Here is a 15,567-nt window from a genome sequence, read left to right as displayed (position 1 = left end):
CCTGCAACGGCACACCATCAACATCGGGGAATACCGTGCGCAGCGATTCATGACGGGCCAGGACATCATCCAGCGCCGCGCCCAGCGCCTCGACATCCAGCGCCCCGCTGACCCGAAAAGCGGTCGGCATGTTGTAGGTCGCAACCCCGCCCTCGAACCGGTCCAGGAACCACAACCGGCTCTGGGCAAACGACAACGGAACCACCGCGGGCCGCTCACCGGCCACCAACGGCTTACGCCGACCCCCATCCCCACCGATACGGGGCGCCAACTGGGCAACCGTGGGCGCCTCGAACACCGTGCGCACCGAAACGCCGGCATCCAGGCCAGCGTTGATCGCGGCGATCAGCCGCATCGCCGACAGCGAATCCCCACCCAAATCGAAAAACGAGTCGTCGACCCCGACCCGCTCCAGCCCGAGTACCTGCGCGTAGACGCCGGCCAGGATCTCCTCGACCGCGCTGGCCGGGGCGCGATAACCATCGCCCTCCTGGTATTCCGGTGCCGGCAGGGCCCGGGTGTCCAGTTTGCCGTTGGGTGTCAGCGGCAGCTGCTGCAGCACCACCACCGCCGCCGGCACCATGTAGGCCGGCAGCCGCTCGCCCAGGACCGCACGCGCCTTGGCCGGATCGGCAGTCCCGATGACATAGCCCACCAGGCGCTTATCGCCGGGGCGGTCCTCGCGTGCGATCACCACCGCCTGCTCCACCCCATCCAGCCCGGCCAGTGCCGCGCGCACTTCACCGAGCTCGATGCGATAGCCGCGGATCTTGACCTGCTCATCGGCACGCCCCAAATACTGCAGCTGCCCATCAGCACCCCAACACACCAAATCCCCGCTGCGATACATCCGTTGTCCCGGCGCTGCCGCACCGCCGAACGGACACGCCACAAACCGCGACGCCGTCAACCCCGCCCGACGCCAATACCCACACCCCACCCCCGAACCGGCCACATACAACTCGCCAACCACCCCCACCGGCACCGGACGCAACCACCCATCCAGCACAAAAAACGCCGCCCCCGACACCGGCGAGCCGATCGGCGGCGCCCCCGATCCCGCCATCAGCGGCGCGCTCTTGGACGCCCACATCGTGGTCTCGGTCGGGCCATAGACGTTGACCATCACCCGCCCGGGCGCCCACCGATCCACCAACTCGGCGGGGCAGGCCTCGCCGGCCACCACCAGCAAGGCCACCGAACCCAAACCCTCAGTCGACAACACCTCCACTGCAGACGGGGTCTGGGTGAACACGCTGACCCCTTCGCCGACCAGTAAGGCGTGCAAGTCTTCCGGGGAGCGGGCCACCGACTCGGGCACCACCACCAGCCGCCCCCCATGCAGCAGCGCACCCCAGATCTCCCACACCGAGAAGTCGAAGGCATACGAGTGACACTGCGCCCACACCCCGACTTGCGGCAGGCTGGCATCCAACGACTCCATCAGCTGGGTGACGTTGTGGTGGGTGATCGCCACCCCCTTGGGGACACCGGTGGTGCCCGAGGTGTAGTTGATGTGGGCAATGTCATCGGGGGCCGGCGCCGCTGGCGCGGTGCTGGGCTGGGCGTCAATGCGGGGGTCGTTGACCTCGATGACCACCACGTCATGCCCGTCGAGCCGTGACCGCAAGTCTGCGGTGGTGATCGCGGCGATCGGGGCGGCATCGGCAACCATGAACCCGATCCGCGCCGCCGGCAGCCCCGGGTCGATCGGCAGATAAGCCGCCCCGGTCTTGAGCACCGCCACAATCGCCACGACCGCCTCGACCGAACGCTCCAACAGCAGCGCCACACACTGTCCCGGACCCGCCCCATGAGCGGCCAGCAGGTGCGCCAACCGGTTGGCGGCCTCCTCCAGCTCCCGATACGTCATGGACAGGCCCTCGAAGGTCACCGCCTCCGCCTCCGGTGTGCGCGCGACTTGCGCGGCGAACAATGCTGGAATCGACACCGGCGTGGGTGCGGGCTGGGTCAACACCGCCCGGTTGCCGATCTCATCCAGCCGGGCGTGCTCACCGGCGTCAAGCACATCCACCGACGACAACCGCCGGGTGGGCTCGGCGGTGACCGCCATCAACACCCGCTGCAACCGCTCGATCAGCGCCTCGATGCTGGCCGCGTCGAACACATCGGTGCGGAACTCCACCATCCCGCCGATCCCGGCGGGCTCACCGGCCTCGCTCCAGCGTTCGGCCAACGAAAATGTCAGGTCCATGCGGGCGGTGTGGGTGTCCGCCGGCAGCGGCGTGACCTGCAGATCACCCAAACCCAACCCGGCGGAGGAGTTATTGTCCTGCCCGGCGAAGTTCTGCCAGGCCAACGCCACCTGCACCAGCGGGTGATGGGTCAGGCTTCGGGCGGGGTTGAGCCGCTCCACCAACACCTCAAAGGGCACGTCTTGGTGCTCGTAGGCGGCCAGGCTGCGCCCTCGCACCTGAGCCAGCAATTCAGTGAAGCTGGGATCGCCGGCCACCTCCACCCGCAACACCAAGGTGTTGACGAAATACCCCACCAGCCCATCGAGTGCGGGATCACCACGCCCGGCGATCGGGAACCCCACCGCCACATCGGAACTGGCGCTGATCTTGGCCAGCAGCACCGCCAGAGCGGCCTGGATCACCATGAAGCTGGTCGCGTTGTGCTCGCGGGCCACACTGCGCACCCGCTGCTGCAGCTCCGCCGGCCAGTCCACGACCACACTGGCGCCGCGGTAATCCGCCACCGGCGGATAGGGCCGGTCGGTGGGCAACGCCAGCCGCTCGGGCAGCCCGGCCAGCTCCTGCTCCCAATAAGCCAGCTGCGCAGCGATCGGGCTGTCGCTGTCGGCCACATCACCCAGCTGAGCGCGCTGCCACAGCGTGTAATCGACATACTGCACCGCCAATGGCGCCCAACCCGGTGCGTGCCCCGCACACCGGCTGGCATAGGCCACCCCCAGATCAGCCACCAGCGGGGTCACCGACCAGCCGTCGGCGGCGATATGGTGCACCACGGCCACCAGCACGTGCTCGTCCTCGCTGATGCGGAAAAGCCGCGCCCGCAAAGGGATCTGGGTTGCCAGGTCAAACGGGTCACGCACCGCAGTGCCGATGGTCTCCTCTAGCCGAGCCGCCGACCAGCCGGTCGCATCAACGACCTCCCAGCCGAAGTCGGCCCCCTCGGGCGACACCACCACCTGCCGAGGAATCCCCTCAACCGCCGCAAACAGCGTCCGCAGGCTCTCATGGCGGCCCACCACATCGGCCAACGCCGCACCGAACGCGTCGGCGTCAAGCCGCCCGCACAACCGCAACGCCACCGCCATGTTGTAGATCGGTGAGGGCCCCTGCAACTGGTCGATAAACCACAACCGGCTCTGGGCAAACGACAACGGAACCACCGCCGGGCGCGCGCCGGCCACCAACCGGGGCAGCCCACCCGCACCCGCACTGAGACGCGGGGCCAACTGGGCGACCGTGGGCGCCTCGAACACCGCACGAACCGCAAGGCCGACATCCAGTGAGGTGTTGATCGCCGCGATCAGGCGCATCGCCGAAATGCTGTCGCCGCCAAGGTCGAAGAATGAGTCGTCGACCCCTATACGCCGCGGTGGCTCCACGCCGAGCACCTGGGCGTAGATGCCGGCCAGGATCTCCTCGACGGGGGTGCTCGGGGCCCGATAGCCGCCAGCGGTGTACTCCGGTGCCGGCAGGGCGCGGGTATCGAGTTTGCCGTTGACCGTCAACGGCAACGCCGCCACCACCACCACCGCCGCCGGCACCATATAGGCCGGTAGCCGCTCGGCCAGCGCGGCGCGGATCCCGGCCGGGTCTGTTGTCCCGGTGACATAGCCCACCAGGCGCTTGTCGCCGGGGCAGTCCTCGCGGGCGATCACCACCGCCTGCTCCACCCCATCCACCGCGGCTAGTGCCGCCTGGACTTCACCGAGCTCGATGCGATAGCCGCGGATCTTGACCTGCTCATCGGCGCGCCCCAGATACCGCAGCTGCCCATCAGCGCCCCAACACACCAGATCCCCGGTGCGATACATCCGCGCCCCGGGCTCCCCGAACGGGCAGGCCACAAACCGCGACCCCGTCAACCCGGCCCGACGCCAATACCCGCAGCTCACCCCGGCACCGGCCACATACAACTCCCCGACCACACCGGCCGGCACCGCCCGCAACCACCCATCCAGCACAAACAACGCTGCTCCCGGCACCGGCGAACCGATCGGCGGCGCCCCCGACCCCGCTACCAGCGGCACACTCAGCATCACAACAATCGTGGTCTCGGTCGGGCCGTAGGCGTTGATCATCACCCGCCCGGGCGCCCAGCGATCCACCAGGTCGGCCGGGCAGGGCTCAGCCGCCACCACCAACGCCGCCGACTCCAAACCCTCAGGCGACAACGCCCCCGCCGCAGAAGGGGTTTGGGTGAGCACGTTGACGTGTTCGGTAACCGACAAGGCGTGGAAGTCTTCCGGTGAGCGGGCGACCGACTCGGGCACCACCACCAGCCGCCCACCGTGCAAAAGCGCACCCCAGATCTCCCACACCGACGCGTCGAAGGCATAGGAATGCCACTGCGTCCAAACCCCCGCCGCGGGCAGATATGCGTCTAGTGCCTCCAGTAACTGGGTGACGTTGTGGTGGGTAGTCGCCACCCCCTTGGGCACCCCGGTGGTGCCCGAGGTGTAGATGAGGTAGGCGATGTCATTGGGGTCGGGCGTCGGCAGTGCCGTGCACGGGTAGGCCTGGATGCGGGGGTCGTTGACATCGATGACCAGCAGGTCACACCCGTCCAGGCCCTCGGCTAGCCCGGTAGTGGTGATCGCAGCCGCCGGCGCGGCGTCGTCGAGCATGAACCCAATCCGGGCCGCTGGCAGCGTCGGGTCGATCGGCAGATAGGCCGCCCCGGTCTTCAAAACCGCCAGGATCGCTATGACGGCCTGAGCCGAACGCTCCAACAGCAGCGCCACACGCTCACCCGGGCCAACACCATGGCCGGCCAACAGGTGCGCCAACCGGTTCGCGGCCTCCTCAACCTCGCGGTAAGTCCGCGAGTCCTCCCCGCAGCTGATCGCCACCGCATCCGGTGTGCGCGCCACCTGCGCGGCGAACAACTCCGGAACCGACACTCCGGTCGCCGGCTGCGTCAACACCGCCCGGTTGCCCCACCCCTCCAGGTGGGCGTGCTCACCCTCATTCAGCACATCCATCGACGACAACGACCGTGTCGGATCGGCGGTCATCGCCACCAACACCCGCTCCAACCGTCCCGCTAAATCCGAGACGTCAAAACTCGCGAAGGGCTGCCCGGGGCCCGCCGTGCTGAGGAAAAGCTGGTCACCGGCGCCCATGAAGAACAACCCAAAGTGCCCAACGGGGCCATGATTCGTGTATGACGCCGTTGCCGGAGCACCAGCGAGGTCCAGGGTCAGTCTGGACGGGAGGAAACTGATTCCGACCCGGGTTGCTGCCTGTCTGAGGCCGTCACCCTCAAGCGTGTGTACCGGAAACCGCTGATGTTGCAGCAGTTCCCGAATCCGCGTGTCAACGTGCTTGCAGAAATCGGCAACCGTAGACTGCGGCGAGGCGGTCAACACCAGCGGCACAACCCCGGCGAGCATCCCGGGAAGCGTCTTTGACTCCGGACGTACTCGCCGGCTGACCGGGAAGTCGAGCGCCACCTCCGAGCCGCTACCGGACCAGCCACGGACCAAAAGCGCGCACGCCGCGGTGGTGACCGAAAATCGGCGGATGCCCAGCCTTTTGGACAACTCTTTGATCCGGCCAGCGACGGAGGGATCCAACTGGACCGACCCAGAAGGCGAGTACAGATCCCGCTCACTCGCGGTGTTAGGCAAACGATCAACCGGTCCGCTTTCGGGCGGAAGGTTGCTGCTCCAATACGCTTGATCTTCCAGATAATCCGAGGACGCTGCGTATTCCGACTCAAGGTCAACCAAGTCCTGCACCGAAGCGAAATAGGCGTCGGGAATGGGTTTTTCGGCGACAATCGCGGAGTAGATCGTTGCAACCCGACGGCATACCAGCGCCATGCCTAATCCGTCTATTGCAATGTGGTGACAGCAACCGAACAGATAGAATTCGTCGAGCTGAGTCTGAAACAGCACAAATTTGAACAGCTGGCCGTCCAACGCCATGGGCGTCCGTTGGATGGAAGAGGCCATCCCGCGGACTTCCTGCACGGGATCGGGTGAGTTCGTCAGGTCGTAAAAAGCCAGCTCAACATCCGGATAATCGATCGGCTTTTGGATAACCTGGCCGTCCACCTCAAAAAATGAGACCCTGCCTGGTTCGGCCTCTCGCACCGCTTGGCGGATCGCCAACTCAAGGGCGTCGCGATGTACCGTGCCCGCGATCTTCACCAGCAGGCCGAGTTGCCACTCCGTACCGGCGTAACCCGTTTCCTGCGCAAGCCAAATATCAAGCTGTCCCCGCGTCAGCGGAAGCGCCCGGTCCTCACGCTCCTCCATTGACTCCCCCAAAACTCCTACCGCCCCATACCCGACTGGTTACTCGTCAAAACCCCGACCCGTCGCCAGCCTGTCGCGCAGACTCCTCGGCCGTATATCGGCCCAGTTCTGTTCGATGTAGTCCAGACACGCAGCGCGGTCCGCTTCGCCGTACACCACCCGCCAGCCGGCTGGAACATCGGCGAAGGCCGGCCACAGGCTGTGTTGCTCCTCGTCGTTGACCAAGACGAAAAAGCTGCCATTGTCGTCGTCAAACGGATTGATGCTCACCAGTTCTCCAGACCATCTAGTCGTGAGTGGAACCGTTCCGAACGATACTGAAGGCCAACAGGGTCAGTCCGGCGTTTCGGCAAAGTTCCTGTGGTTTTGGCAAATATTTCCTAAGGTTTGGCCAAGTGGCTGATGTGACCTTATCAGGACTCCTGACACAAGTGAGTAAATTGGTGCGTGGCGCAAGGTTCCGGCGGTGGTGACTTCCCGTGCTGTGACCTGCAGCGATGGGTTTGGCTTTGTGGCGCTTCGCTACTGGGCGGGCACGGGCCTCTCGAGGACGATGAGCAGAGTCGGCGTCGAGCCGGTGCAGCTCGGCGTCGGTCAGCTCCATCGAGGACATCGCTCCCATGAACGGCGGCATTACCACGCCGTTTGATCTCATGCTGCCAATCGATCGGTTCGCTGAAATCAGCTCCCACCCGGCCGGGCGGTTGGCGACCTCGTCGGCGACAGTGGCAGCGATCTTCGTCAGCTGCCCACGACCCATCATCGGGTGTCATACGACCTAGAACGCGATCCATGGCCTGCTCCCGCGGGGAGGTCTCGATGCGGATCAGCCCCTCGATCGGATCGGTGCCGCCACGGTGGGCGCTGACGTCCTCAAGTGCCATGATGGATCCACTACCTCCCGGTTCAGGGACCGCGTTCGCACGAGTAGTGCGCTACCTGTTTTCCGCCCAGGCGCTACGCGGCCTGCCGACGCTGCTCCGGCTGGGCGTCGTGCGGGGACCTACGGTGTCATGCGGGTGAAAGTACGACTTGTCGAGCTGGTTTCAGCGGATTTGACACAGGTGAAGTAATAATTTGAACCAGGTGGAGTAGTACGCGGAAATACGTAAAGTAGTAGGCGCAGCCAATTGTTGCGGTAAGTTCGGAATCCGTGACCCACGCGCGGGTTATTGGCCATGAGACCGACGGCTTCAGCGCTGGCCGTTGCTGATCCGGCCCGCATTGAAGTATGCCAGGAACTCCCCGCGGCAGGTGATGCTAGTCCGGACGAGCCGGGTGATTCCAGCTACGCCGCAGCCGATGTAGGCCACCATCGTGGGATACAGGCGGTGGCTCCGTTCGGGTAACCCAGCCGACACTGGACTACCTTTCGGCTCACGGCATTTGTGAACTCCCAAGTCGTTTCATCACGGGTGGTGCCCGTGGAATCGGGGCGAAGGTGGCCCGTACCCCATATAGCGTTGGGAAAGAGCCGATGTGGAGGCCATCGGCATGGTTTACTCGTCAAGATCTGGTCGCGGTCCCCGAGGCGCCGCACGTTTGAGGTGACCGCCGCAGGGTTAGCCTGCGACGCCCACCCCATTCGATGTACGGTCGGCAGGGGTGTCGCGGCCGATGCGTAGTTGACTGTTCGAGCGGCTAACATGTCGCCGGCTCTGGAAACGGGTGGGAGGTCGGGTGCGGTGGTCGAAAACGATGTCCGCGACGTTGCGGAAGCCCGGTCCGATGGCGCCGTCGCGGACCGCCGAGACGTTAGCCAGCGGTCTGGCCGCCGACCCCCTTTTTTGCGACCTGCTCCCCAACCTTCCCCTGCACCTCGAGCGCGAGGTGGATCTCGAAAGAGTCGTCGAAATCGGGGGTTTGCGATTTTCGGGGTTCTGAGGCGGCTGTGGATTCCGTTGGTCATCGTGGTGGTGATCGCTGCTGGAGGATTCACTGTGTCGCGGCTGCACGGCATCTTCGGTTCCGAGAAACGCCCCTCGTATTCCGACACCAGAACCGACGACACCAAACCCTTCAACCCCAAGCACTTGACGTACGAGGTCTTCGGACCACCGGGGACGGTGGCCAACATCAGCTATTTCGACGTCAATGGTGACCCGCAGCGGCTCGATGGGGCGCACTTGCCATGGTCGTTGCAGTTCGCGATCACCGCGGCGACTGCCGTGGGAAGTATCGCGGCGCAGGCGCAGGGCGATAGTGACAGCATCGGCTGCCGCATCGTGGTGGACGGTGAAGTCAAAGCCGAGAAGATCACGCACGCAGTGAGCGCCTTTACCTTCTGCCTGCTGAAGGCCGCATGAGCGACCACCACGCGGGCAACGAACACACCACGCCACCATTCGTAGCGCGGACGATCCATCGATTTTCGGTGCCCATCATCTTGGCGTGGTTGGCGATCGCCGTCATCGTCAGTATCGGCGTCCCCCCACTGGAGCAGGTCCAAAAAGAGCATTCGGTATCGCTGACTCCCACCGATGCGCCGTCGTTCAAGGCGGTGCAGCGCATGGGTGAGGACTTCAAGGAAGCGAATTCCGACACTGCGGCGATGATCGTCTTGGAGGGTCAGCAACCCCTGGGCGACGATGCTCACAAGTACTACGATCGTTTGATTCGTCAGTTGCAAGACGATCCAAAGCATGTGCAGCACATCCAGAATTTCTGGGGCGATCCACTCACAGCGGGCGCCGCGCAAAGCGCCGATGGTAAGGCCGTATATGCGCAAGTGAACCTCGCCGGTAGGCCGGCCACGACCTTGGCGAACGAATCGACCGAAGCCATCCGGGACATCGTGGGGCGGACGCCAACGCCGCCGGGGGTCAAAGCGTATGTCACCGGCTCCGCGGCGATCGTTGCGGATATGAGCCAGAGTGGCAACCGGAGTGTCGCCAAAATTCAGGCGGTGAGCCTCGCGGTGATCTTCATTACGTTGCTCCTCGTCTACCGTTCGGTTATCACCGTAATTCTTTTGTTGCTGATGGTCGGGATAGAATTGCAGGTGGCCCGAGGAATCGTCGCGTTCCTCGGCGATCACCAGATCGTTGGTCTTACTACCTACGCCATTAGTCTGCTGGTATCCGTCGGGATCGCGGCTGGAACGGACTACGGGATATTCTTCACCGGGCGGTATCAAGAGGCACGTCAGGCCGGTGAGGATCGGGAAACGGCTTACTACACCACATACCGCGGGGTCGCCAAGGTTGTCTTGGCCTCCGGTGTGACTATCGCCGGAGCCATTTTCTGCCTGAGCTTTACCCGGCTGCCTTTTTTCCAACCCCTGGGCGTCCCTTGCGCGGTGGGCATATTGGTCGCGGTCGTGGTCGCGCTCACACTGGTTCCGGCAGTTCTTAATGTCGGAAGCCGTTTCGGTCTGTTCGACCCCAAGCGGAACATCACGGATCGTGGATGGCGGCGAATAGGCACGGCGATCGTTCGCTGGCCCGCGCCCATTCTCGTCTCGACATTAGCGGTCGCGCTTATCGGGCTGTTGACGCTGCCGGGATTCAAACCCAGCTACAACGACCTGAACTTTGTCCCCAAACGTATCCCCGCCAAGCTGGGATATGAGGCCGCGCAGCGACATTTTCCTCAGTCGGCAATGATGACGCCCGAGATCCTGTTGGTCGAGGCCGATCACGATCTGCGCAATCCGGCAGATTTTCTGGTATTGAACAAACTAGCCAAGGGCATCCTCGCGGTTCCAGGCATTTCCAGGGTGCAGGCCGTAACTCGGCCCCAGGGAACCCCGATCGCGCACACGTCGCTACCGTTTCTACTCAGCATGCAAAACGCCGCCCAGCAAGAAACTATGGCGTTCCAGAAGGACCACATGAACGACCTGCTCAAGCAGGCCGACGAGCTGGCGAAAACGATCAACATAATGCAGCGCATGTATGGCCTGATACAACAGCTCACCAACGCGACTCATCACATGGTCGGCGACACGCATGACATACAGGCGATCACGAACGAGCTGCGAGATCACATTGCGGATTTCGAGGATGTCTGGAGGCCGATCCGCAGTTACTTCTACTGGGAAAAGCACTGCTACGATATTCCTATCTGCTGGTCGCTGAGATCCATATTTGATTCAATCGACGGTGTTGACGAGATTAACGATAACCTGCGCGATCTGGTAACAGACCTAGATCAGGTAGACGTGCTCCTGCCGCAGCTGCTTGCCGAGTTCCCAGAGATGATCGCGACCATGCAGAGCGCGCGGACCATGATGCTTACCATGCATAGCACCATGTCCGGGGTCTTCGGCGAGATGGACCAGAATGGCGACAATGCGACAGCGATGGGGAAGGCGTTCGACGCATCCAAAAACGACGATTCTTTCTACATTCCTCCGGATGTTTTCAAGAACCAGGATTTCAAACGAGTCATGAACGTGTTCCTGTCACCGGACGGGAAGGCCGTCCGTATGCTCATTTCGCAAAGGGACGATCCCGCGTCGCCCGAGGGCGTCTCACGGGTCACCGCGATAAAAACTGCGGCCGAGGAGGCGCTCAAGGGAACTCCGCTAGAAGACTCCAAGATCTACCTCACCGGCACCGCAACGATGATCAAAGACCTGGTGGACGGCTCCAAATACGATCTCATGATCGCGGGAGTCGCTGCGCTCTGTCTTATTTTCATCATCATGCTGATCATGACGCGAAGTTTTATTGCCGCCCTGGTTATCGTAGGTACGGTATTGCTTTCGCTGGGCGCGTCCTTTGGGATGTCCGTGCTGGTCTGGCAGGATTTTCTCGGCATACAACTACACTGGGTAGTGCTCGCGATGTCTCTGATCGTCCTTTTGGCGGTGGGGTCTGACTACAATTTGCTGCTGGTATGCCGGATGAAAGAGGAAATAGGCGCCGGTATAAACACGGGCATCATTCGTGCGATGGGCGGTACCGGCAAGATCGTGACGAACGCGGGCCTGGTGTTCGCCTTGACCATGGCTTCCATGGTGGTCAGCGACCTGCGCATCATCGGTCAGGTGGGCACGACGATCGGTATGGGTCTGCTGTTCGACACGCTGATCGTGCGCGCGTTCATGACCCCATCCATCGCCGCGCTGCTGGGCCAGTGGTTCTGGTGGCCGCAGCGAGTGCGCCCTCGCCCCGCCAGTGCACTACTTCGGCCGTTAGGACCCCGTCCGTTGGTACACGACGGGACCACGGCACGGGGAAGCGTCAGTGACAGATCGTTGTGGGTCACGATGCCAGGCGATCGTGGGAAACATCGTGGCACGGTGCGATAGCGACAGCATTGGCTGCCGCATCATGGTGAACGGTGTGGTCAAAGCTGCGAGGACTCCGCACGAAGTGAGCGCCTTTACCGTCTGCCCCTTGAAGGCCGCATGAGCACCGAACGCACTCGGGTCCCCTTCTTCGCCCGGACGATCCGCAAGTTTGCGGTGCTCATCATCCTGGCGTGGGCGGCGCTGACGCTGACTGTGACTTTCGGAGTTCCATCGCTCGAGACGGTCGGCCGAGAGCATTCCGTGCCGTTGGCTCCTCAAGATGCGCCGGCGGTGCAGGCCATGATGCACATGGGCAAGGACTTCAAAGAGTCCGACTCGGACAGTTTCGCGATGATCGTGCTGGAGGGGCAGCAGCCGCTCGGCGACGACGCCCACACGTACTACGACAAGTTGGTTCGTGACTTAAGAGCCGACCCGAAGCACGTCGAGCATGTGCAGGACTTATGGGCGGACCGGCTCACGGCGGCGGGCGCGCAAAGCGCGGACGGCAAAGCCGTATATGTGCAATTAAATCTGGCCGGTAACCAAGGAACGACCTTGGGCCAGGACTCCATTGCCGCAGTCCGGAATATCATAGCTACGACACCACCGCCTCCGGGGCTCAAGACCTATGTTACCGGTCCGGCAGCGCTCATTTCGGATATGCAGCGCAGTGGTGACAGATCCATTCTAAAGATGACCCTGATAGGCGCCGTGATAATCTTCACGGTACTGCTTTTTGTCTACCGTTCGGTCATCACCGTGGTTGTGTTGTTGGTCACGGTTGGGATCGAATTATTTGCGGCCCGGGGAATCATCGCGTTTCTCGGCGATAACAATATTCTTGCGCTCTCGACGTTTGCCATTAATTTGCTGGTGGCCCTCGCGATGGCGGCCGGAACCGATTACGGAATCTTCTTCTTCGGTCGATATCAGGAGGCGCGTCAGGCCGGCGAGGATCGGGAAACGTCTTTCTACACTACCTACCGCGGGGTCGCTCCCGTCGTCTTGGGTTCCGGTTTGACGATCGCCGGAGCAATGTTGTGCCTGAGTTTTACCCGGATGCCCATCTTTCAGACCATCGGCGTGCCGTGCGCCGTGGGCATGTTCGTTTCGGTCGTGATCGCACTAACCTTGGTTCCGGCGGTTCTTACTGTCGGAGGTGGCTTCGGGCTATTCGATCCCAAGCGCAAGATCGGGTTCGGTCGATGGCGCCGGGTCGGCACGGCGATTGTCCGTTGGCCCGCGCCCATCCTGGTTGCCACTTGCGCGATCGCGCTGATCGGTCTAGTGACACTCCCGGGCTATAAAACGAGCTACAACGACCGGCTCTATATACCCAAAGACATTCCAGCCAATGTGGGGTATGCGGCCGCTGACCGTCATTTCTCCCAAGCGCGAGTGATGCCCGAAATTCTGATGATCGAATCAAATCATGATATGCGCAATCCGACAGATTTTCTCGTGCTGCACAAACTGGCAAAAGGAATTTTCCGGGTTCCAGGAATTTCTCGGGTGCAGGGCATAACCCGACCCGAGGGAACACCGATTGAACACACTTCGATACCTTTCCTCATCAGCATGCAAAACGCGGGCCAGCTACAAGCCATGAAGTATATGAAAGAAAGCATGAATGACATGCTCAAGCAGGTCGACGTGATGACCGCACAAATCGCGGCAATGAAGCGCATATACGGATTGCAGCAGCAGCTCACCGACATTACTCACCGCACGATCGGCGTGACAAAAGAAACGACTGCCATTCTGGATGAGTTAAGAGATCACGTCGCGGATTTTGAAGACTTCTGGCGACCAATTCGCAGCTACTTCTACTGGGAAAAGCACTGCTACGATATCCCAATATGCTGGTCCTTCAGGTCGATATTTGACGTCATCGACGGTGTCGATGAGGAAAGCGATAAACTCCATGATGCCATAAAGGAACTGGACAAGCTGGACGTGCTGCTACCGCAGATAAATCAGCAGTTCCCACCTCTCATCGCAACTGTGGAGTCCCTCCGGACGATGATGCTGACGACGCATAGCACCATGTCTGGGATGTTCAGTGAGATGGACGACATGAGCGATAACGCGACAGCCATGGGACAGGCGTTCGACGCGGCCAAGAACGACGATTCCTTCTATCTGCCGCCGGAGGTTTTCAAGAACGCGGACTTCCAGCGCGCGATGAATTCCTTTTTGTCTCCGGACGGCAAAGCGGCTCGATTCATCATTTCGCATAGGGGCGATCCCGCGACGCCCGAGGGCGTAGCGCGTATCGATCCGATAAAGACGGCGGCCGAGGAGGCGCTCAAGACGACACCTCTGGAGGACGCCAAGATCTATATCGCCGGCACCGCGTCGACCTTTAAGGACTTCCGAGACGGCTCTAAATACGATCTATGGATCGCGGGAGTTGGTGCGCTCTGCCTTATTTTCATCATTATGCTCATCATCACGCGAAGTTTTGTGGCCGCACTAGTCATCGTGGGTACGGTGGCACTTTCGTTGGGCGCATCGTTTGGGCTGTCGGTGCTGGTCTGGCAGTATCTTCTGGGCATCAAATTGCACTGGATGGTGCTCCCGATGTCTCTGATCATCCTTTTGGCGGTGGGGTCTGACTACAACCTGTTGCTGGTCTCCCGGATGAAAGAGGAAATAGCCGCCGGCATAAACACGGGCATCATCCGCGCCATGGGCTCTACCGGTAAAGTCGTGACGAACGCGGGCCTGGTATTCGCTTTCACCATGGCCTCGATGGTGGTCAGCGATTTACGGATTATCGGCCAGGTCGGCACCACCATCGGCCTGGGCCTGCTGTTCGACACCCTGGTCGTGCGCTCGTTCATGACACCATCTATCGCCGCGCTGCTCGGACGTTGGTTCTGGTGGCCGCAAATAGTGCGCCCGCGCCCGGCCAGTCAATTGCTTGGGCCTTTGGGGCCGCGTCCGTTGGTTCGGTCCTTGCTGCTAAGGGAGGAGCAGCGCGACGACGACGCGGGTGATTCCAGCTACGCCGCAGCCGATGTAGGCCACCATCGTGGGATACCGGCGGTGCCTCCGTTCGGGTAACCCAGCCGACACTGGACTACCTTTCGGCTCACGGCATTTGTGATTTCATCACGGGTGTTGCCCGTGGAATCGGGGCGAAGGTGGCCCGTCGGCTGCACAACAGGGCGCCAAACTGGTACTGAACACCATGAACGCTCGGTCGAACTGTATTGGCTCGAACCAAGCTACCGCGCACGAGCGACGGCCCGCGGTTTTCAGGGCAGGACGGCGGGGGCCAAATCGTGCGTCGCGCACCCGATCGTCTTATGTCTTGGGCCGGTCCAGGTTTAGTAGGTGGATGAGCTGGTCGCGGCTGTTGATGCCGAGTTTGGTGAAGATGCGATAGAGGTGTCCTTCCGCGGTTCGTACCGAGACTAACAAGCGATCGGCGATCTGGCGGTTGGATAGGCCGGCCGCGACGAGCATCGCGATCTCGCGTTCCCGGTCGCTGATGGGCAGCGGCCGGGCCGCGGCCTCGACCGCCGGTGTGCGTAGTTCGCATTGGCTGGCCAGCCCGTATGCCCGGGTCGACGACTCGACTTCCTTGCCACGGTGGCCTGTTCGTGCGTGTTCACGCGCCGCCTGGGCGGCCGCGTCGGCGGCGAGCGCCACCGCACCCAGATCGGCGAACCGAGCTGCCGCACCGTCGAGCACGTCGCCGTCGTGGTTGGCCAGGCCGCGAGCGTGCTCCGCGATCGCCTCCGCCAACGGAGTGTTCAGCGTCGCGGCGAGTTCCTCTAGCCTCGCGCTCTGCGAACGGTCACCGAACCGGACAGCGGTGTGCAGCGCAGACATC

The 15,567-nt window shown here is 62.4% G+C and carries 9 protein-coding genes and 1 pseudogene; 7 read left to right on the top strand and 3 right to left on the bottom strand.

What is annotated here, in order from left to right:
- On the bottom strand, positions 1-6,481 hold a 6,481-nt coding region (locus ACLQI9_RS17390), incomplete at its 3' end, for an amino acid adenylation domain-containing protein (RefSeq protein WP_442376013.1).
- Between the two features lie 39 nt (positions 6,482-6,520).
- On the bottom strand, positions 6,521-6,751 hold the full coding sequence (locus ACLQI9_RS17385; protein ID WP_442376012.1) for an MbtH family protein: 231 nt from the start codon (positions 6,749-6,751) through the stop codon (positions 6,521-6,523).
- A gap of 549 nt (positions 6,752-7,300) precedes the next feature.
- Between ACLQI9_RS17385 and ACLQI9_RS17380 the strand changes: the two genes are divergently transcribed.
- The 7 genes and pseudogenes from ACLQI9_RS17380 to ACLQI9_RS17350 all read left to right on the top strand — a co-directional run.
- Positions 7,301-7,504 carry a hypothetical protein gene (locus tag ACLQI9_RS17380; protein WP_442376011.1) on the top strand — a complete coding sequence of 68 codons (204 nt, stop codon included), beginning with the start codon at positions 7,301-7,303 and terminating at the stop codon, positions 7,502-7,504.
- A gap of 657 nt (positions 7,505-8,161) precedes the next feature.
- A complete protein-coding gene (locus ACLQI9_RS17375) occupies positions 8,162-8,365 on the top strand; it encodes a hypothetical protein (protein WP_442376015.1) in 204 nt (67 codons plus the stop codon).
- On the top strand, positions 8,362-8,787 hold the full coding sequence (locus ACLQI9_RS17370) for an MmpS family protein (protein WP_442376014.1): 426 nt from the start codon (positions 8,362-8,364) through the stop codon (positions 8,785-8,787). The genes ACLQI9_RS17375 and ACLQI9_RS17370 overlap by 4 nt, the downstream gene beginning before the upstream one ends.
- A complete protein-coding gene (locus ACLQI9_RS17365; protein WP_442376009.1) occupies positions 8,784-11,738 on the top strand; it encodes an MMPL/RND family transporter in 2,955 nt (984 codons plus the stop codon). The genes ACLQI9_RS17370 and ACLQI9_RS17365 overlap by 4 nt, the downstream gene beginning before the upstream one ends.
- Entirely contained in the window at positions 11,674-11,841 is a 168-nt protein-coding gene (locus tag ACLQI9_RS17360) for an MmpS family transport accessory protein (RefSeq protein ID WP_442376008.1), read from the top strand. Before ACLQI9_RS17365 ends, ACLQI9_RS17360 begins: the two co-directional genes overlap by 65 nt.
- A complete protein-coding gene (locus ACLQI9_RS17355; RefSeq protein WP_442376007.1) occupies positions 11,838-14,792 on the top strand; it encodes an MMPL/RND family transporter in 2,955 nt (984 codons plus the stop codon). The genes ACLQI9_RS17360 and ACLQI9_RS17355 overlap by 4 nt, the downstream gene beginning before the upstream one ends.
- 35 nt (positions 14,793-14,827) lie before the next feature.
- Positions 14,828-14,925, top strand: a pseudogene (locus ACLQI9_RS17350) (short-chain dehydrogenase); the annotation flags it as partial.
- A gap of 110 nt (positions 14,926-15,035) precedes the next feature.
- On the opposite strand, the gene ACLQI9_RS17345 reads toward ACLQI9_RS17350, so the two are convergent.
- Positions 15,036-15,567: response regulator transcription factor (locus ACLQI9_RS17345; RefSeq protein ID WP_442391965.1), on the bottom strand; the 532-nt coding region annotated here is incomplete at its 5' end.

It is taken from the genome of Mycobacterium sp., from assembly GCF_052143115.1.
Taxonomy (GTDB): domain Bacteria; phylum Actinomycetota; class Actinomycetes; order Mycobacteriales; family Mycobacteriaceae; genus Mycobacterium.
This window is presented reverse-complemented; position numbering and strand designations above follow the sequence as displayed.

Excerpts from the sequence above, each read along its gene's own strand:
- ACLQI9_RS17380 (WP_442376011.1), top strand. The coding sequence starts at position 7,301 with ATGCGGATCAGCCCCTCGATCGGATCGGTGCCGCCACGGTGGGCGCTG.
- ACLQI9_RS17365 (WP_442376009.1), top strand. The coding sequence starts at position 8,784 with ATGAGCGACCACCACGCGGGCAACGAACACACCACGCCACCATTCGTA.
- ACLQI9_RS17355 (WP_442376007.1), top strand. The coding sequence starts at position 11,838 with ATGAGCACCGAACGCACTCGGGTCCCCTTCTTCGCCCGGACGATCCGC.